The sequence below is a fragment of the Amycolatopsis sp. A1MSW2902 genome, from assembly GCF_017312175.1.
Taxonomy (GTDB): domain Bacteria; phylum Actinomycetota; class Actinomycetes; order Mycobacteriales; family Pseudonocardiaceae; genus Amycolatopsis; species Amycolatopsis nivea.
The window spans coordinates 113,509-132,868 of record NZ_QJPO01000003.1; the positions used below are offsets into that span (position 1 = coordinate 113,509).

Annotated in this window: 14 protein-coding genes; 3 read left to right on the forward strand and 11 right to left on the reverse strand. The window is 63.6% G+C overall.

The window, feature by feature from the left end; genetic code table 11:
• Nucleotides 1-54 precede the first annotated feature (54 nt).
• The 4 genes from DMP23_RS43670 to DMP23_RS43685 all read right to left on the reverse strand — a co-directional run bounded on the left by DMP23_RS43670 (nucleotide 55) and on the right by DMP23_RS43685 (nucleotide 3,281).
• Nucleotides 55-798, reverse strand: a complete 744-nt coding sequence (locus DMP23_RS43670) for a DUF2637 domain-containing protein (RefSeq protein ID WP_443111381.1) — start codon at nucleotides 796-798, stop codon at nucleotides 55-57.
• Nucleotides 799-1,133: 335 nt separating this feature from the next.
• On the reverse strand, nucleotides 1,134-1,793 hold the full coding sequence (locus tag DMP23_RS43675; RefSeq protein WP_337824689.1) for a DUF2637 domain-containing protein: 660 nt from the start codon (nucleotides 1,791-1,793) through the stop codon (nucleotides 1,134-1,136).
• A complete protein-coding gene (locus tag DMP23_RS43680; RefSeq protein ID WP_337824690.1) occupies nucleotides 1,790-2,824 on the reverse strand; it encodes a tyrosine-type recombinase/integrase in 1,035 nt (344 codons plus the stop codon). The genes DMP23_RS43675 and DMP23_RS43680 overlap by 4 nt, the downstream gene beginning before the upstream one ends.
• Nucleotides 2,814-3,281: a hypothetical protein gene (locus DMP23_RS43685; protein WP_337824691.1), complete on the reverse strand. Its 468-nt coding sequence runs from the start codon at nucleotides 3,279-3,281 to the stop codon at nucleotides 2,814-2,816. The genes DMP23_RS43680 and DMP23_RS43685 overlap by 11 nt, the downstream gene beginning before the upstream one ends.
• A 381-nt stretch (nucleotides 3,282-3,662) precedes the next feature.
• Between DMP23_RS43685 and DMP23_RS43690 the strand changes: the two genes are divergently transcribed.
• Nucleotides 3,663-5,015 carry a Shedu anti-phage system protein SduA domain-containing protein gene (locus DMP23_RS43690; protein WP_337824692.1) on the forward strand — a complete coding sequence of 451 codons (1,353 nt, stop codon included), beginning with the start codon at nucleotides 3,663-3,665 and terminating at the stop codon, nucleotides 5,013-5,015.
• 300 nt (nucleotides 5,016-5,315) lie between these two features.
• Here DMP23_RS43690 and DMP23_RS43695 read toward each other — a convergent pair whose 3' ends face one another.
• On the reverse strand, nucleotides 5,316-8,135 hold the full coding sequence (locus tag DMP23_RS43695; protein WP_337824693.1) for an NACHT domain-containing protein: 2,820 nt from the start codon (nucleotides 8,133-8,135) through the stop codon (nucleotides 5,316-5,318).
• Nucleotides 8,136-9,140: 1,005 nt separating this feature from the next.
• Here DMP23_RS43695 and DMP23_RS43700 point away from each other — a divergent pair.
• Nucleotides 9,141-9,971: a transposase family protein gene (locus tag DMP23_RS43700; RefSeq protein WP_337820977.1), complete on the forward strand. Its 831-nt coding sequence runs from the start codon at nucleotides 9,141-9,143 to the stop codon at nucleotides 9,969-9,971.
• An 88-nt stretch (nucleotides 9,972-10,059) separates the two neighbouring features.
• Here DMP23_RS43700 and DMP23_RS43705 read toward each other — a convergent pair whose 3' ends face one another.
• The 4 genes from DMP23_RS43705 to DMP23_RS43720 form a co-directional block, all read right to left on the reverse strand.
• Nucleotides 10,060-12,021 (reverse strand): ATP-dependent helicase, encoded by a 1,962-nt coding sequence (locus DMP23_RS43705; RefSeq protein ID WP_337824694.1) that lies wholly within the window; start codon nucleotides 12,019-12,021, stop codon nucleotides 10,060-10,062.
• Complete coding sequence (locus DMP23_RS43710; protein ID WP_337824695.1) at nucleotides 12,018-13,964, reverse strand: ATP-dependent nuclease; 1,947 nt, start codon at nucleotides 13,962-13,964, stop codon at nucleotides 12,018-12,020. Before DMP23_RS43710 ends, DMP23_RS43705 begins: the two co-directional genes overlap by 4 nt.
• A gap of 585 nt (nucleotides 13,965-14,549) precedes the next feature.
• A complete protein-coding gene (locus DMP23_RS43715; RefSeq protein ID WP_337824696.1) occupies nucleotides 14,550-15,299 on the reverse strand; it encodes a Scr1 family TA system antitoxin-like transcriptional regulator in 750 nt (249 codons plus the stop codon).
• Nucleotides 15,300-15,321: 22 nt separating this feature from the next.
• Nucleotides 15,322-15,582 (reverse strand): hypothetical protein, encoded by a 261-nt coding sequence (locus DMP23_RS43720; RefSeq protein WP_337824697.1) that lies wholly within the window; start codon nucleotides 15,580-15,582, stop codon nucleotides 15,322-15,324.
• 388 nt (nucleotides 15,583-15,970) lie between these two features.
• Here DMP23_RS43720 and DMP23_RS43725 point away from each other — a divergent pair, with 388 nt between their 5' ends.
• Nucleotides 15,971-17,398, forward strand: a complete 1,428-nt coding sequence (locus DMP23_RS43725) for a helix-turn-helix transcriptional regulator (RefSeq protein ID WP_337824698.1) — start codon at nucleotides 15,971-15,973, stop codon at nucleotides 17,396-17,398.
• Here the strand turns inward: DMP23_RS43725 and DMP23_RS43730 are convergent.
• Both DMP23_RS43730 and DMP23_RS43735 read right to left on the reverse strand, forming a co-directional pair.
• The gene (locus tag DMP23_RS43730; RefSeq protein ID WP_337824699.1) at nucleotides 17,387-17,737 is read right to left on the reverse strand and encodes a signal peptidase I; all 351 of its coding nucleotides are present in this window, start codon (nucleotides 17,735-17,737) and stop codon (nucleotides 17,387-17,389) included. The two genes, DMP23_RS43725 and DMP23_RS43730, sit on opposite strands and share 12 nt — an antisense overlap.
• Nucleotides 17,734-19,278, reverse strand: a complete 1,545-nt coding sequence (locus tag DMP23_RS43735; protein WP_337824700.1) for a transcriptional regulator — start codon at nucleotides 19,276-19,278, stop codon at nucleotides 17,734-17,736. Before DMP23_RS43735 ends, DMP23_RS43730 begins: the two co-directional genes overlap by 4 nt.
• Between the last annotated feature and the right edge of the window lie 82 nt (nucleotides 19,279-19,360).

A 19,360-nucleotide genomic window follows, 5' to 3' on the forward strand; every position in this document is an offset into this window, starting at 1 on the left:
CTTCCGCTGAAGGCAGACACTGGCAATGCCCTACAACGAATCCTTACCGCACACTCAAGAAACGCCGGTCACGGCTCTCCCCGCTCCATCTTCGACAGCCGACGCCCTCGCTTCCAGGACCGCGTCGAGGCGACCTGCGGCTTTCCACCGACGGAGAACTCGCCGACCATAGTTGTGCGTCCCCGCCACCCGATCCAACTCCGCACCCGACGGCCGGCGACCCACCGCTGCCTCCTGCTCGTAGTGCAGCCACATCCGCTGCTCAGCCGTCAACACACCGGTAACCGAGACTGACTCCACTGATGACTCCACAGCCGTCTCCATTTCAACCGCCGGCTCGCCCGACTCGACGCATGCCAACAGGCTGGCCGTTGCCGGTCGATGCCGCCGCAACGCACGGTTCAGCAACTCCACAGCAAGCAAAAGAGCAAGCGGAGGGCAAGCCGCCACCGTCACCCCGAACACACTCAACGACGGAGCCGCACCGATATTCGCGCACAACGACAAGGAGATACCGAACAAGAACGCCGCCCACGCCAACGAACGTCCACTCCCCCGTTGGCCCCGCCACAACTCGACTGTCGCTAACGTGAGCAGCCCGTCCACGATCAACGGCCAAATCGCCGCCGTCGCCCCATCAGCACCAAACCGCAACGCGAACGTCCGACCGTGCTGATACGACGCATACGCAGCACCGAGCGCCACCAAACCCGTCGCACCGCACTGCACCCACAACGACCATGGGCGGCGCGTCCGAGCCTCTGATTCCTCCGGAGGACGGCCGACGTGCTCCGCCATCGCTGCCGTCATGCCGACTCACCCCTGCGCGACCGGCGGCAGCTCACAATCCCGACCACCGCAGAAACCCGCAGCTCAAAGACCATTTTTTCCGATGTAGATGTCGTCCGAACCGCCCCAGGGGATCGAACTCACACAGCGGATTCAGCCCAGCGCAGCTAATGCCCGGCAGGAGACGGTGCGTGCGCGGTACCGGCGGGCTGCGACGGCGGAAGCTCGACCGTCAGCAATGCGCTCCAGCTCCCGCTGGAGGGCGAGACCGGCGACCTGCTGAAACAGGCTCGTCATCGAACGCGGCGCGCGGGATCCCGTCCGCCACGTGCGATGCCTCGGTTTCAAGCGGCCAGGATGCTCGGCTGCTCCGGTTCGTTCTCCAACTGGGAGAGTCGGCCGGCGGCTTTCCACTCGCGCAGGATGCGTCGTCCGTAGTTGTGGGTGTTGGCGATGCGGTCGAGTTCCGCGCCTGTCGGGGTGCGGCCGCGGGCGTGCTCCTGGACGAAGTGCTGCCACATCCGCTGTTCCGCAGTCGGCCGCGCGGTTCGAGACTCGATGTCCGAATCGTGCCGAGCGGTCTCGGCGGAGGTCTCGGATGTCTCGTCCTGCGGTACGGAGCTGCGTCGCAGGGCCCGGTTGAACAGTTCGACTGCGAGGAGCAGCGCGATAGGCGGGCTTGCCGCGACGATGACGCTGAGGACGGTGAGGCTCTCGGCGGCACCGATGTTGGCGCACAACGAGAGCGAGATCCCGAATGCGAAGGCGGCCCACGCGGTCCGCCGGCCGGTGTCGGCGGTGCGTTTCCAGAGTTCGACCGTCGCGATGACGAGGAGGCCGTCGACGATGAGCGGCCAGATCGCTGCGGTGGTCGGGTCGGCGCCGAAGCGGAGGGCGAAGGTGCGGCCGTGCCGGTAGGAGGCGTAGGCGGCACCGAGTGCGACGAGCGCGGTGCAGGCGCATTGCACCGCCAGCGACGCGGTCCATTGTGGTCTGCGGCTCATTGCGCGGCTCCCGGAAGGTGCTGGCGGGCCAGGGGATGCGGTTCACCGGTCAATGCGGACAAGGCCGTGGCGACGTCGTGGATTCCGGCTTTGATGTAGGTGACGGTGGAGTTGTCCGACGAGTCGAAATGCCCGGCGTAGGCGTGAGCGACGCCGAAACCGAAGCGGCGCTCGACCCAGGTGAGGCTGGTGTGGCGCAGCCAGTGGGTGGAGATGTTCTGGTTGCGCACGAACGGAAGGTGACGGCCGAGGCGCTTCCACAGATGGTCGTAACGACGCTTGGTGACGGGTGTGCCGTTGCGGTAGCGCAGGAGCGCTCCATCGGGATGGGCGGAGCCGCGTTCGTCTGCGTGCTCGAGCAGCAGCCGCATCCGGGTCGGGGACACCGGCTGATAGCGACTGGTGCCCTCTTTCTCTCGCAGGCAGACGAGACACTCCGTGGGGTCGAGGTCTCGAGGGCGGAGCGCGAGCGCTCCGCCGCGGCGGCAGGCGGTCTCCGTGTGCAGCCGCAGCAGAAGACTGTCGAGATCAGGATCGTCACCAGTCTCGACAGTCACGGCGTTGATCTCGGTCAGCTCGTCGGCGGTGAGCGCGCGCCGCGGAGACGGCAGCCGCCGTGGCTTCGTGACCTTGAGCGCCGGATTCTGGAGCTCGGTGAGGAGTCCGTCGTCGACGGCATGCCGGTAGAGGCATCGCATCGCGGCGATGAAGTTCTCCATCGCCGAGCGACCGCCCCGGGAATTGCTCCGCACCAGCGCGTTCGCCCGCGCCTCCTCGGCGAGCTGCTTGATCTCCGAAGGGGTGGGCTCGTCGATCCGCCGGTCGCCCCAGGCCGCTTCGGCCTGCGCCCAGTACGAGGCGTACGAGCGCGCTGTGGCGGGCGAGACGGACCGCGCGACGACCGGGATGTAGGCGGAGACGGTCGGCGTCGCGGCCGCTCGCGCCGGGCTGTCGAGCAGGTCGGCGGGGGTGACGCCCATTTTCGCCAGCAGGAGCCGGGCAGCGTCGAGTTCGGCTTGGCTAGTCGTCATCGCCGTCGCCTTCGATCAGCGAGGCATGCCGGGCAAGGACCAGCTTGTCGAGCACAGCCATCGGATGAACGACGAGGACGTTCTCCCGGACGTCAGCCACGAGCAGCGCTTGGTCACCAGTACGCAGACGGCAGGGTCGGCGCAGCAGGTGCGGGATGACGACCTTGCGTTTGGGGTCAAGCGCGAAGGGTCCATGCCGGTCGGGGCGGAACACGATCGAGGTGCCGACGACGGTGGCGTCGAGCCGGACCGAGGTTCGCCACCGGAGCTGAGCGAGCACCGACGTCGCGGAAAGCCGTCCGGACCCGTCGAGCCGGGACAGCGCATAGGCGAAGTCCGCGTGACGCGACGGAGCCGGGACGGTCGGCAGCGGGAGCCGCTCGACGGGCACAGCCAAGGGCGCGAGGCGGCTACGGGCGTCGGCACCGGGGATGAGCGGCGGGACGACCGACGTCATGCCGACCACCCGCCCAGCGCCGCGAACAGCCTGCTCAACGAGCGAAGCCGACCACCCTTGTGCTGGGTGATCGACTGTTGCAAGACTTGGGGAAATCTCACCTGGTTTGGTGTCCGAGGGGCGAGTTGCTCGTTAACCACAACGCTTGATGTCGGATGACGGATCGCGTACCCGCAGGTCAGAGCTAGTTACGAGGCACCGGGCCACGGTCGTTGAGCAAGTAATCGAGCGACTGCCAGTTCTATTCGGTTTCAGCGCTCGCTGCTCCTGGCTAGTTGGGTAAAGGGCGTCGAGCTCGAAATCAGCCGTCGAACGTCCGGAAAACACTCTCGACGGGACCGCCTGTTACCTGTCTCGGACGGTTGCGGAAAGATGAAGCCCGTGACTGTCCATGCTGCGGAAGAAGCGATCCGGAACGACTGGTCCACTGCCAACGACGTACGCAGCCGACGTCGATATCAACATCTGAAAGATGCGGTGGTCGAGGAACTCGTACGGTGTGGCGTCGACCGATCGGCGATTCACACTGACCAATCGATGAACCTCCCTGGTGCGTATCATCGCGTCAGGAGACCTTGGGACGTCCTCGTGACCGAGGATGAGATGCCCGTTGGCGGGATCGAAATCATCTCGGTGAGTGGCTCGGCCGCCCGCCACAACGTCCGAAACAGGATGGACGACATCGTCGCGCGGGGGGTTGATGTCTCCCGCCCCTACGACCAGCCGTCAGTTCGCGCGCTGAAGCCCGCGCTTGGCTTGGTGTATGTGCTTGAGGACCAGGCGGCCGCGGCGTCGCCCACTCTTCCCGGAGCGAGCACGCCGGGAACCTCGCCAGAACCGCCGAAGCGGCCAGAAGACCTGCTTAGTGATTTCTTCCGGCGCATCGTGCGGGACAGGATGTATGACGCAGCGTGTTTACTGGTGGCGACGCACCAGCCCAACGTGACGATACGCGAACCCGACGCTGAAATGGGATTCACGAACTTCGCGGAAAAGATCTCGGCGCAGGTCAAACAGGTGCGGACAGCCCTGCGGCAGACGAATGTCGGTGCCGCTGAGTTGGGCCGCCGCCTCGCACAACGCGACGACCTTGGAGAGGTCGTCGCGGGATTGAGCTCGACTTCAGTCGGCCAGCTTGCGCTCGACCTTGACGTCATCCATCGCAGGCGTCGAGCGGTCGCAGAACTGCGTGATCTTGTCCTCGACAGGACGGCTAAAGAGGAGACCGTCCAGAGCCTGATCGGTCGAAAATTCTGGATCTTCGGCGGGCAGTACATCGGGATACGCGAACGACGCGACAGCGTCCCGCTTGATCAGCACGACATCCCGCTCATTTGCAGTGACCGCAGCATTCACGTGATCGAACTCAAGCGGCCGGGCCATAGACTTGTCAAGAAGCAACGCAATCACCTAATCGTGTCGACCGACGTCCACGAAGCAATCGGACAGTGCATGAACTACCTCCGCGGGCTAGATGACCTAGGAACCTCGCTGCAGACGTATGAGCACAACGAACTTGGCGCGAACTACGACTACCGTCGGGCCAGGGGCACGGTGGTGATCGGGAATGCCGAACTGGAGGCCACAGACGGGATCACAAGCGAACAGATACACCAAACCATCAGGTCGTACAACGCCCACCTGACCCGAGTCCAGGTGCTCACATACGACGATCTGGTCGACAGCGCCGCACGAGCACTGCAATTCGAAGCCGATGAACGGGTCGGTTCTTGACGACCTGATCCACGATAGGTCTGCTACGGCAAGCCCAGCAAAGCGAGAGGATGGAAGAGCGAACGCTGCTGGACGGTGGGTGCGAACCGCGCGCCATCGGGTTTCATGCTGCGTGAGTGTACTGGTGAGGTTAGTTGGTGCGGGTTTCGTGTGATATGCGCTAGTCGATTTCGAGTGCGGCCGGAGGCGGTTGACAGTTTTAGGGCAAGTGATCGAGGTTTAACGAGTCGCTGCACGGCCGACGTGACTCAATATGAGTTAATAATTCAATGAGATTACATTGTCTAACTAAAGTTCTTCCTACTGCATAATGTCCCTGACGTAGGGGAGTGTCAAGTGCTCGCTAACAGGCTTCCTGGACTTTGCGGCTGACATTGCTCTCGCCAGCAATGATCGGGCCGCCCACTCATTTGGCTCAATGTTACCGAGGCACAACTGAAATAGCGTCGTGGCGTCCGGATCGTTGAAAGCTGCGTCGAGTTTGTCATGGGTAAATGTGGGTGGAACGACATTTGGCCAGAAGCTTCCGTCCGGAAGCGTGAGGAGCGTAAGTTGTTCGCACTCGCTAATTGCCGCCTCAGTCAAGAGTTCGCCAGGTTCATCGCGGAGTTCTGCTAGGGCGCGTCTGAGCAGTCTTCCAACGGTTGTACGGGGCCCTCGAGGCGGCGAATTTGTCCAGAGGCGAGTTGCATTTCTGAGCTCGGCAGGTAGCGGCTGACCTGGAACGATGACTGCCCCCGGAGACGCGAGCGCTAGGAGGCTCGCTGCATTAACGGCAACAGGAGTTCCAGCGAAAGCATTTCGCATTTCGTTTCGAATTAGGGTGCTCAGTGTCTTATGTCTGGTTGCATAAGACAAGCTTTTGGCAACTGTTACGAACTCTTCTGGTATCGGTCCATGTAGAATCCTCAGGGCGATCTCGACGAGGGCGCGCAAGGCGGCTGGCTTCGTTTCTGCGAGACCGTCGTCGATAAGGTGTGCCGCAAGTTCGGGGCCGATCGGATACAGCCAACCGGGCCAGCAGTTGGTGGTCCTGTCGAAAGTCTCCACGATGCTGAGGACTAGATTTCTGCGGTGGTCGCTGTCCGTGAACAGTTTTCCGGCTGCGAACAGCCAGGTATTGCGCCAGTGCGGGCTAGGTGCTGTCGCAATCAAATTCGACCGTATGGTGGCGTCGTCGCCGTCGACTAGTGCGCGTGCAGCCATAAGCTCTTGGAGGCTGCGGACTTCGAAGGAGACGGTGTCACCTTCATCGGCGGTCAGAAGAACGAGCCTGGTGGTCGCAATCTGGACAACTTGCTCAGCTAGAGCATCCGCCTCGGAGTCGTCCTCATGGCCGACTTCAATCATTCTGGCCCTGGCAAGCGCACGAAGCGACAGCAGAGGAAGCCGTGCTCTCGTCTCTCCTGTGCCTTCACACTGTATCTGCAGGATAATCCCGACGCGCTGATGAAGCTCAGTTACATCGTCACGATGAGTGCGCAAAAATGTTCGGTGCGATGTTGGTTTTTCCTGTTCACGACGGTACACGGTCTCATAGTAGTACCAGAATAGTTCATAACGCGTGGCCGGAAGTTCGCCGAGGTTTTCCAGGATGAATGTCAGTATTAAAACCTGGAGCGGAGTCTTTATTAATCGCTCGATTGCGGGCGATGTCGTAGCGCGTTCAAATCGATCGATTACCTGTTCTTGAATAAGTATATCATCAAGCAATCTTTTCTCTGTGATATGCCTCCCGTAGTCAACCGCCTCGTTGACGGTCAAGTAATCGAGGTCGAGTTGCGTGAACTCTGCTGGCATGATGCGCTCGGTATACCCAGTTGGGCGAGTTGTCACGATGACGAACAAGTCGGCATCGATTTGATCTGCGAGTTCCACGAACTCGGATATCTCATCAAGCACTCGTTGCCTTAGCGAAGGGGCCGTAACTTCATCTAGGCCGTCCAGAATTAGCAGGCATGGCCATCCCTTGAGCCACTTTTCTAGGATAGCCGGCTGAAGGTCGAGGGAAGTTCGGGCCGAAATATGGCTACTCAGCCAGCGCAGCATCGTCGGCCCGCCGCTTGGCCCCATATCGTTTGCCATCTCTGGCAAGGAGACATTCAGCGGCCATCGCCGGGACTTGGGTGGCGCAAGTTGTAGGCGCACCTGGGAGCGGAGTGTGCATTCGACAATTTCACGAGTTGTTCCCGTTAATTGTTCGCGGTCAAGAAAATGCGCTCGATAAATTTGGGTAAGGTACTTCGCGAGCGTGCTCTTGCCGTTTCCTGCCGCCCCTGTTATCACTAGATGTCGCGGCTTATTGGTGTTCCACACTGAGCGACGCAGAACTGGGTCGCCCATCTTGATGAATTCTCCAAGAGCTTGCTCTCTGTTATTTTCTGCGTGGCGCACCGGCAGATCTACAACGATCTGATCTACTGACTGGCGTGCCTGGAGCCCCCCGGCCTCCCCGAAGCGAACCCATCGTTCGTGCTTTAACGAACTCTGAGCGTGATTGTGCAGAATGGGGCCAATAACAGATGGGTCTATTGTTACCGGTAGGTTGTTGACTCGGGCAATTATATCGCCGATTGTCAGCAGTGCCGGAAACGCAGCGCGCACCCCTTGATTACTCGAAATTATCGCATTGAGAGTGTCGCGATGCCAGATGCGGATATCTTTCAGTCCGCGCGAACGGGGAGTGTCCGAGCGGTCGAATGGGTGCCCGCGGTCGAGTTCCTCCAGCACGTATTTGGTTATTGTGTCAACGCCGCCGCCGGGTGTGGCCGACAGTCTCACGTTGGTTACAAACAAGAGGTAATCCGGAAAACCGTCGCGCCCTGAGTTGCGCGCCATCCATGAGTTGAGTTCGCTGCGTACTTGGATTTGCAGCCATTTAAGATTGGTTGCCGGGTCTGCCATATGTTCACGCTGCTTGGCCTGAACTACTGTGTACCCTTCCCACGTTGTCATGCCGCCGTCCCACGAGATCCGCCCGTGAAAGGTGGCTTCGCGCCCGCCGTCGCGGCCTGATCCATAAACGTCGAGGCCGGGGCCGAATGCCGCGTGAGCCAAGGTAGCGGCAAGTTGTTCGAAAGCTCGTGGGCCGAGTTCTTCAAGATGATAGTCGTGCGCCACGAGCATCAGCTCCTGTCCCCAGATAACGTGTACCAGGCCGCTGCCGCCCACGACCCCCTCTGCGCGCAACTCTACCTGCTTTTGTATGAGCGCAAAGCGCCTTCTGAGTTATTGCTGAGCCCAGATTGGATCACTCCATGTAAGCAATCGAGAACTCATCGTAACATCAGGGTTTCGAACCCATTCGCTTGCGGGTCGCTTCGAAACCGGTGCGTATGACGAGAGGTGGACGGACGTATGCCAGTACGCCGGTCGTGCATCTCGCCGACAATGCCGGGGCTTGGCGCAAGACACCGCGCGCTACCAAACCCGGCTCTCGCAAGCGAAGTCGAAAAGCGCCCAGCGCGACGCCGAGATGCTAGCCAACATCCTGTGGATCGGCTCCGATGTGCAAGCGAACTGCCAGGCGTGCGCTCGAAACCAGCGTCGAGGGCGCGGTCGACGGCGGCGGCGAGCACTGGTCGTTATGGGCGTTGTATTGAACCTGTCACTAGCGAGCTGTCCGTCCTCGACAACACCGATCACCGGGGCGGAGTGATCACCATGATGATCGTCGTCTCGACGGACCGGTTCGCACAGAAACAACTGGAGTAGCGGCTGCCACGGAAGGTGCGTGCCGCGGGCGGATCAGGCTCGCGAAGATCGACTATGGTGCGGCCAGCGCACGCAAGCGCGGTTTCGTGCGGAGACTCCAGTCCCGCGATGCCCCCCCAGTGTCGACAGCCATCGTAGACGAGGTGCTGCTGTCCCAGGGTGTGTCCACGGACTGGTCGGGCCGCGCCGCGCCGCAATGGGGATTTTTCATCTTGTTGGTGCTGGTTAGGTGGGGTTGACGGGGCTGGTTGTGGTTGTGCTGTAACGGAGTTGCGGGGCGGGCGTGGGCCGGGCGGGAACGCGGCGGAGCCCCCGGATGTTGATCAAGTCGTGACTCGAGAAAAAACGTCCGGGGGCTCCGCTCTCACTGTCTCACAGCAGGTTCTGGCCTCGTATCGCAGCGTGTTGCCGGTGTCGCCGCCCACGATCGCGATGCTGGCCGGGTTGATCGGCCGCCGCCGGGCGATCGGGTCGCGGTGGCGCAAGGCGTCCCCGGCCGAGCAGGCGGTGCTGGTGCTGGCGATGCTGCGCCACGACCAGCGCCTGCTGGACCTGTCCCGCGCCAACGCGGTGTCGGCCGCCACGCTGCGCCGCTGGCTGCTGGAGGCCATCGACCTGCTCGCGGCCCGGGCGCCGCGGCTGGGGCGGGTGCTGCGGCGGCTGGCCGCCCGCGGCGCGGCGGTGGTGCTGGCCGACGGGACCCTGATCCGCACCCGCCGCCGCACCGGCACAGACAATCGCCGCAACTACAGCGGCAAGCACAAACACCACGGCCTCAACGTCCAAGGCCTCACCGACGAACACGGACGGCTGCTGTGGGTCTCGGCCGTGCTGCCGGGCAGGACCGCCGACATCACCGCCGCCCGCCGCCACCGGCTGCGCGACCGCCTCCACGCCCACGGCCTGACCCCCGCCGCGGACAAGGGCTACCAGGGCTGGCACAAAGACGTCCGCGACACCCGCCACTGCCCGGACTGCGGCGGCCCCTGCGCGCAGATCGTGCTCACCCCGTTCAAAGCCGAAACCAACCGGCCGCTCACCGAGCCGCAGAAACAGGCCAACAGCGTGTTCAACGCGATGCGCTGCGCGGTCGAGGGCGGCTTCGCCGCCCTCAAAACCTGGCGCGTCCTCGACAAACTCCGCATCGCACCACGCCACGCCACCACCCTCGTCCGCGCCCTGCTCGTCCTCACCCAGCACGAACAAGCCGTCCGCGACACCGCCCAGCCCACCCCGGCCTGACAACTACCACACCCCGTCAACCCGCCATGAACAGCACAAACCAGGATGAAAAATCCCCAATGGGGGCTGGCCGGCCATAGAGACCTCCTTAGCTGAGAGGTCGGTTCTCCCCTACCGACCAAAGCTTCGCTGGGATCGGTTCCGCCGTCGGTGGGATTCGGCCCGGCCCGGCGTCGTCCGGGAGCCAGCTTTGCTCGGCGACTCCGGCGCGTCGGAGCATATCGTAGAACTCGGCGATGCCTTGGGTGTTGTTCGACGTCGTGGTGAAGATCAGCCGGCGTGCTGCGCGGGACAGCCCCACGAAGAAGGCAGAAGTTGATCCTTCCCGGTCGCGGGAGTGGGACCACCATTGGTTATCGTCGAGTCCGAGGAAGAAAACGGTGTGGTATTCGAGGCCTTTGCTCTTGTGGACGGTCATAAGGGAGACCGCGTCAGCGGCCTCGAACTCATCGAAGGCCGCGCTCCAGTCAGCTGTTTGGGATGAGACCACGGCCAGCCGTGCCCTGAATGAATCAAGGACGACTTCGAGTTCCTCCCCGCGTTGTGCAGACTTGACGTATCCGCGGAGCTCGTCGGGGCCGAGGAACCGGACTACCTCGTTGACGACGGTCGCCGAGTCGACGGACGTGCTAGCGAGCCGGCTTCGGATAGTTCCGGTGAGCTGCGCCAGCTCATCGTGCACGTTCCGGATCGCCATGTCGTCGCCCGCGGTCCCTCGCACTTGCTGCAGCAGCGCGGAGGTCTCGAGCCAGACATCGCTTAGCCCGTCCGGGTGGACGGCAAGCCGGAGCGCGCCCAGGATCAGCCGGGTGACTTCGTTCTTGAGAAGGTCCTGAAGACGCATCTTCCCGCAGAGCGCGTCGTCGTTGCGGAGCCGGATGCCGTGCCGGGCCAGGGCAGTGCGCAAGTGCGGTTCGAGGGTGTCGACCTTCTGCCGGGCGACGAGCGCGAAGTCGGCGGCAGTGCGGTCGAATTGGTCGATGTCATCGGCGATCCAGCTGGCGATGATCGCCGCTTCCTGAACGGCCCCGTTGAAGCGCCACAACCGCACGGGTTCGATGGCTGGTCCGTCGTCGACCCTTGATTCCGCGCGCATGGCCGTAGGATCCAGTTTGGCCGCGATGACGTGCTGGAGCGCTACGAGACTGTCGGTGCAGCGGAAGTTCCACGCCAGCGCGTATTCGCAGGCGGAGAAGGTCCGGATGAACCGGGGAAAGGCGTCCGGGAGCGCGCCAGCGAAGCCCATGATCCGCTGTTTCCGGTCGCCGACCGCAGTGATCACAGCATCCGTGAAGACAGTTTTCAGGAAAGAGAACTGAGCGATGGTGGTGTCCTGGAACTCGTCGACGAAGACGAACGGGTAGGTCGCGCGGAGGGCACGCCGGATCTGCGGCCGTGTGCGGGCTAGGAGCTCCGCCAGACGATTGATCATGACGAAATCCAGCCACGGGCGTTCAGGGCGTTCGAAGCGTTCCTGCCACCATCGCCAGGCGGCGAGCGCCGCGGCGTCGGCTGGATCGCCCGCCGGCGGTTCGGACGGTAGCGACCAGGCTCCGACCACCTCGGCGAGGAAGGTGTTCCTAGGCAGCCGGTACAGGGCGGCACGCTGATCTCCGTTGGCAGTGTCGGCAAGGTAATCGATGAAATCGCGTTGCTCGGTGGTACTGGGGAACGCCAGTTCGTACGAACCGGGCAAGGTCCAGCCGGTTGGTAGGGCGGCTTTGAACCGGTCTAGCAGGCCTTTGGTGAAAGAGTCGAATGTCCGCGAGACGAACCGGTCCGCGTGCTCGGGCACTCGCTCCTGCACGCGGCGACCCAGGTTCGTCGCGGCATCGCGTTTGAACGAGATCGCGAGAATGCGGTGCGGTGGCGCGCACTGGCCAGTCTGCAGCAGGTACGCGGCACGTTGAGCCAGGAACTCGGTCTTGCCGGCGCCGGGGCCGGCGGCGACTGCGGTAGAGCCTGCGTCAGACAGTGCGTCCCATGCGGCTGGTTCGAGGTCGTTGATGCCCACCGGCTGCCAGCCAGTTGCTGCCGAATCGGGGGTCACAGCTCGAGCTCCTTGCGGATGGCTTCGATCAGCGCGGTAAGCACCTCGGGACCGGCGCCCAGCTCCAGATCGCTAAGGCTGGCCAGCACGCGCAGGTGAGAACTAGGCTTGGACCTGCTTAAGAACAGGTAACGGTACCACTGCAAAGCGGTTTCCAGTTTGCTAGCCTCGTCGTCGTCCTCGGGCGTCCAGTATCCGTGGTCTTTGCCGTCGGTTCCCAACACCGCGTCGTGTGCGTCTTTGTTCTGGGGCCCGCGCTCTCCGTCGTCGAGTTTCTTGTAGGCGTCGGGGAAGGCAGTGAGCATGGCATAGTCGAGGTCCAGAGGTTCGCTGAAATAGACACCGTGGCCGCGCAGATGCGCGATCAGCGGGGCGAGCTGGTCCAGAGTGAGGTCGTCGGTGATGTCCTCGACCTGGGAAAAACCAGGAAGACCTGCGAACGGCTTGACGTTGTAGTCGATTAGCCGAGTGAAGGCTTCGCGTATCCGGCCCGCGCCGCCGCCAGCCCGGCCGTAGTCTAAGTCGAGTAGTGTCGTGTGCGGGATTCCGAGGTCGGTCAGCAAACGCCAGAAGTGATTGGTGTGCCTGCCGCCGAGCGGTGCCATCGCCACGAACGACGGATCGAGGGAGACGCCCACAGCCTGCGCGATGCGGGGAATGACCAATTCTTCGGAGTCGCCCTCGCCGAGGACAACGAATTTGGCGAAGTACAGTTCCGGATGAGCGCGAATCGCCTCGCGAACGTACTTGGCTTCTTCGGATTCCTCGGCTGGCAGCAGGATCTTCCGCACCGAGGCCGTACCGTCGCTGTGATCCATGCGGAAGTAGCGCAGCTGTTTCGGATCAATGCGGTGCAGCACACCCGCGGAGTGGCTTGCGAGGACGACCTGTGCCCGGGAACTGATGCATAGTGCCTGCAGTTGCGTGACGATGCGAGACAGAAAGAACGGGGACAGGCTGTTCTCGGGTTCCTCGACCGCGACGAGTGTCAGGCTGGGCAGGTGCGCGGAGCCGAGGTCGAACTCCGCTGTGCGCTTTCCCGCGGCGACGTCGGCTTCGATGTCGAGCGTGGTGCTCAGCAGCGCGAGATGCAGCAGCGACCGCTGGCCATCGCTCAGCTCGCGCGCTGGCTTTGCGCGGCCAGTCGGATCAGGCTCGAAGACAAGCTCGGCGTTGCCCAGCAGCTGTGCGAAGTCGCTCTCCAGCGGGCGGAAACGAGGCTCGGTGTGCGTACCGGCGTCATGCAGCTCGCGCCAACGTCCGGCCAGCACCCGCTCGACCGCCGAGGTCGCCGGTTCTTTCCGGAACTCGACGGCCAGTTCTGCAGCGGTTTCCTCCGCGAGGTCGCGCAGCTCCTCGGACCAGCGAGCGGCTCGCCACAGGCGGCTCCGGAGAAATGCCGCGACCTGTCGAGCGCCGTCCCGGGAAGCAGGGACGTAGATCATCTGGATCCGCGCCCGCTCGGCTGCGGGCAATGGCACGCAGTCTTCCTCCCGGTATGGGGTTTCGAGGGTCTGGACGACCAGCCGGGTCTCTGTCACGGAGCCTTCGAGGGTGCCGTCGGCTTCCCACGTCGCCTCTAGTACGAGGCGGCACTTGAGGACACCATCGGACGAGGCAGCCATCCGGTGAAAGAACTCAGGGACAGCAGCCTTGCTCGCCGGGTCGTCGACCTCGAGTTCAGGGAATCCGAGGAGCGCCTCAATCCGCAGCGCACGGGTCTCCGGCGGAGTCTGTTCCTCCATCGGGATGTGGAAGTCACCCGGCCGGACAGTGCGGTCGTCCGCCGAAATCCCGAACATTCTTGACAACGCGCGACAGGCGGCCGTCTTTCCGGAACCGTTCGCTCCGAGGAACGCGGTCAGCTCCGGGAGCAGTTCGATCTCGACCGGCTCTGGGCCGAAGCACTGGAAGTTCTGAAGGACGAGGCGTTCGAGGTGCATCTGGCTTCCTGACGTTCAATATCGGCGGGCATAGTCTTGCGACGGCACAATAATCTAGACGGCGAAGTGCGACGTGGTGTTACGGCCCGCCAGGGGACGAAACCGGTTGTACAACAGCGGACGGCCTTGATTGCAGTCGGGAGCATCGGTCCCACACGCAGATTCTGCCGGCGGCTTGGCACGTTGTTCGAGATGAGGGAGCCCGATGACCGAAGCGAGCGATCGGCGGGCGGCGGCCGGTCTGGCACAACAGCAACTCAACAGGGAAACGCGACGCGCAGGTGCGGGTTCGACGAAGACCGAGTGATTGCGGTGACTGAGCCTGCAAGGAGTTGGTACGGCACCGCCCTGCACCTCGGGGACACCAGCGTTCAGTGCGGGGAGTTCTCATGAGGCCGGTCTTGCGTGTTAGTACTGCACCAAGCCCTGATGACGGCGGGGAACGCAGGGACGAGGTGAGGAAAGACCGCAGTATTCGCCGGGGCTGGTCGAGGAGATTCGTCGAGGATATTCACGGCAATCGCCGAGGCCGTTGGTCCGGACGGTGACAACGTCTAAGCAGTCGAAGCTAAGGAGGCGGCGACGCTAGAACGCTAACCCTGAACGAGACGTCGAAGGGAAGTTGAGTGTTCTGCCATGGCTGGCCGCGATCTGCCGGACGAGTTCGAGGTCTTTATGAAATGGACTTCCGGTCTCGCGCGGGTCGACCGTGAAGATGCCAAGGCCTCGTTGTCCGCAGTAGACGACTGATTCTCCGCTGTTCATGGTGTACCGATCGAATGCCGTTGTAAGGCCTGCTCGCCAGGCTATGCCAGCAGGAACGACGTGAAGTGCGAATTGTCGTGACTCTGCGGCAGCGCGGATAACGGATCGTACAGTTTGACTTATGTTCCCAACTCGGTAGTGGAGAGCGTGATCGGATACGAACGCCTCCAGCGGGGCAAGCTGCGTGTCCGGATGCGTACGTGCGATCGGCAGTACCTCTGGGATCGCGAATGGATCCCAAGAGACGATTGACTGCGCGGACTCGTTGTGCGCGGCCAGAGCTATGGTCCGAGCCGGAGACCCTGGCGTGCCGCAGACGACCCAGCACTGTTCTGCTGTACCTTCGGCAATGCGGAGAATGTCGCGCCTTGTGTTGCCGACGGCGCCGATTGCGCCCAGGAGGCCGGCGACGTCCGCGAGGCTCGGCGTGCGGCGTGCTTGTTCCCAGCTGGACAGCATCGCGGGCGCAACGCCGATTCTGCGTGCCAGCTCGCGGAGTCCGAAGTTGGCTTCGATGCGCGCGTTTCGGAGACTGGCTCCGAGGATGCGCGTTCGAGGAGTCGGGGGCATCGCAGTTCGGGCCGTTCCGCGGCTACCGTGACAGCGCGGGATGATTCGGCCGGATCGGGATGCGGTTGGCGCGGCGGTACTGGTAGTCGCAGTGGACGCACATGACGAGAACGCAGTTGGGGTCGCGGCTGTCGCGTGATTTGAAACCGGCCGGTGCGGTGAGCCCGCACAGCATGGTCACGTCTTCGCCGGGGTCCGGGACTGAGTCGAGGATGGCGCGGTGCCACGCGCCGTCCACGACTGGGTGGACGTGATCGAGATCGATGAAGATCAGCGCTTGCATGAGGATCCCCGTACCAGTGGTTGGTGCGTCTCGGAGCTGTCACAGAGTGCCGGGCGGCCACGGAGTGGCGTGACGCGAAAAAGGGGCTTTGAGCTGGGCGAATCACGGTTGTTACGGCTGTGACGTGTCCCAGGCCCATGCTCAGTAGAGCGCCTGAGACGCCCAGTTCGGGCCGGCGTCGACTGCCGCGGCTGGTGTCACAGCGTTTCGGCGTCAACTGGCATCTGACCTCTTCTCGACAGACTGAAACCTGTTGAAATCATTCAATGAGTGCGGCTGGTGCGAGACCACGGCGCTCGTGTGGCAAGGCTGTGGCACTTGTGCGGATAACCTGCGTCTGCATTTGCTATCGTCTAACTTGGCTGGCCGGAAGGGGTGAGGTGCAGCGATGTCGGAGCGGCGAGAAGCGCTGATTTTGGCTCGCGAAGACGCTGGTCATACACAGGAGACGCTCGCCGCGGTGCTCGGCGTCGACCGGACGACCGTCGCGCGCTGGGAATCCGGTGGGCATCGTCCGCTGCCGCATCAGTGGCCGGAGCTGGGAAGGGTGCTCGGGCGACCGGTGGCGGACGTGCGGGCATTCTTCGGGCAAGGCTCGTCCGAAGCGGGAGGCCCCGCGCTTACGTCGGCGTTCGAATGGTTGGACAAGTCGGCGGGCTGGGCTGCGGGGACAGCTCGGCGCGCTGTGCGACCGAAGTCGGGCCGTGAGCGTCAGATCGGTCGCCGGGCTGAGGAGGCGGAGGTACTTCGACAGTTCTATGGCACTCCCGAGGGAGAATACTGCTACTTCGGTGCGGAGGTCGGCGGCGAACTGGTCACCACGAGCGTGGTGACCAGACCTGACTGGACAGATCTCCGATGTCCGCTGGACCCCGGGCGGGATGTGCTCGTCCTTGATGCGCGAGTTGCTGCAGAGCAGCGAGCTGGGACAACGGACGCGGCCTTGGCTCGGCTGGCAGATGCAGCGACCGCGGACGTCCGGATTGCCGATCGGCCGTTGTACCGGCTGCTTGACGTTGACGTTTGCGCTGATCATGTCGGCGGCACAGTCGGCACTGCCTCGTTTGTCGAGTACGCGTTGGGTCCGGACCTGCTCGAACGGGAGTTAGCGGCTGGCAAGACCCAGTTGCGGAGCGAGCTGCTGCCGGACCTCGCTGGCGTTCTCGACATGCGCAGTCGTCTTTGCGCTGGTGGAGTCCTAGCCCTTACCGCGATCGCGCGACCAGCGGACCCCTTGCGCGGAGAAGCTGACTATCTCCTGCTCGTGCAGGAACGATCCGGCCATGTGGTCAACGGTTCGGGTCGGGTCGCCGTGATCCCGAAGGGGTTCCACGGTCCGCTGGCGGACCAGCGGGGTGACGCGCGGATCGGCGCAACGCTGCGGCGTGAGCTGGAGGAAGAGTTGTTCGGTCGGCAAGATGTCGACACCACGACTGATGTGCAACGTGCGGCCGACCCGATGCACCCGACGCGGCTGTCCGAACCGATGCGGTGGTTGACAGCGGAGCCGGGTCGGATGCGGATGGAGTGCACCGGGTTCGGGTTCAACCTGGTCAGCGGCAACTACGAGTTCGCGGCGCTTGTCGTGATCGAGGACGAGGAGTTCTGGCCGCAGTTCGGTGGCGTGGTTGAGGCAAACTGGGAGGTCTCTGGCCTGCGGCAGTACTCGTCGCTCGACCGTGAGCTGGTCGGCGAGCTGATCACCGACGAGAAATGGACGAACGAGGGCCTGTTCGCGTTCCTGCTCGGCCTGCGCCGGTTGTCGGAGATCGGTGGTGCGCGGGTGTCGTTGCCGTCGATCGACTTACGCTGCTGACGGCCACCGGACGGTCAGCACGACGGAGTCGGCGAGCGCTTCCCAAGAGTGGTCGATTCCTGGGCCCCACATGACGTAGTCGCCTTGGCTCGCCATGGTTTTCGTACCGCCGGTGACGTCGATGCGGAACTCGCCGGAGATGAGCATGACGAGCGTGGTGCGCTGGTCATCGGCCGTCCACTCGGGACGCTTGTCTCCTGCGGGGTGGTTGGCCCACTTGACTTCCACGTCGTTCGTCGATCGAACTCCGTGGGAGGGGTCGAGGAAGTGGCCGACCAGCCAGCCGCGGTTACCTGCTGCATCCTCGTTGGCGTTGCCGCTGGTCCAGCCCTCGGTCACTCGCTGATCTCCCACTCGATCGTTGGCAGGCGTACCCGGTCTCCGCCGATTTCCGCGAGGCGTCGGAGCCCTTGCGTCATGGCGAACAAACCTTCGTTGCTCCACGCTACATCAGTCAGCAGTTCGGTCAGAAGCTCGATGTCCGTGGTCGAATACTGGCGCAGCGTCGAGGATTCCCAGTTCGCGGCGACGACTCCGCCGTACTGGTTCCAGAACTCTTCGTCCTCGATGACGATGAGGCTGGCGAACTCGAAGTTGCCACTCACCAAGTTCAGCCCGAACCCGGTCGTCTCCATGCGGAGGCGGCCGGGTTTTTGCATGAGCCAGCGCATCGGCTCTGACATGAGCGTCGGGTGCATCGGGTCTGCGGTCAGCGAGTCGGTGACGGTGTTATCGATGTCGGGGCGGCCGAACAGTTCCTCTTCCATCTCGCGCCGGAGCGTCGCGCCGATCTGCGCGTCGCGGCGCACGTCGGTGAGGGGCTGGTGGAAGCCCTTCGGGATGACGGCCAGGCGGCGGGCTGCGTTCAGGACGTTGCCCGAGCGTTCTTGGACTAGCAGGACGTAGTCGGCTTCTCCGCGGAACGGGTCGGCGGGGCGGGCAATGGCGGTGAGGGCGAGTGCGCCGCCGGCACAGAGCCGGGTTCCGACGTCGAGGACGGACTCCAGGTTGGGGAGGTAGCGGTCTCGCAAAGGGAGCTTGAGCGGTTCGCCAGCGATGATGGCGTCGACCAGCTCGCCCTCCAGCAGATCGAGCGTCAGGGCGTAGTGGACGAAGTGCGTGGTGCCGAAGGATCCGGCGAGTTGGTGTTCGGCGATGTCCAGGGCGAGCGCGCGGTACAGAGGGCTGTTCACGAGGCGGGTGTTCATGGCCAGCGACTCGGCGAGCCGGTGAACTGCCGCGGTTGCGGCGCGCTCGTCGAGGGCCAGGTCTGCCTCGGGCTGCGCGGTGGCAACCCTGAATCGGTCTGATGCGGGGCGTAGCTCGCAGTCGAGATCCAGCCAGTTCGCGCAGGTCAGGACGCTGGTGTTCACGAGTTCCGTGCCGACTCGCGCGGTGTACAGGCCGTGGTCCCCGGTTCGGCTGCCGTAATAGGCAGCCAGCGCGTCGGCGGTATCGCGTTGGGTGACCCAGCTGCGGCGGGTGCTGCGGTCGCGCAGGGCTTGGGTGTCCAGTTGCGCGGCTTTGGCGGCGACTGCGCGTCGCGCGGTTCCGGGCGACCAGTGTGCGTGCTGGTCGATCCATTCGAGCGCGGAGGCGATGTTCGGGTCGTCGTGCAGGCGGGGATCCGCGGAGGTCTCGGCCGGTGCGGTGCCGGTCAGCTCGGCGAAGCGGGCGCGTTCGGTGTCACCGACCTGCTCGTAGGCGCGGTCGAGCACCTGTTGCATCTCCGACCGCGGGCGCAGGTCCGGCTTTTGGTGCCAGGACGCGACCGTGCGGACGCCGATGCCGAGGTGTGCGGCGAAACCCTCGTTGCTCATTCGGAGAGCTGCTTGCAGCGCTGATGCGGTGCGGCCCGTCCATTCGTCGGCCGGATTCATCGGCGCGCGCTTTCCGAATTGGAAGCTGCATTAGTCGTGCACTGCTCATGCACTGGCAATGCATGGGAACGGTCGCCGTTTC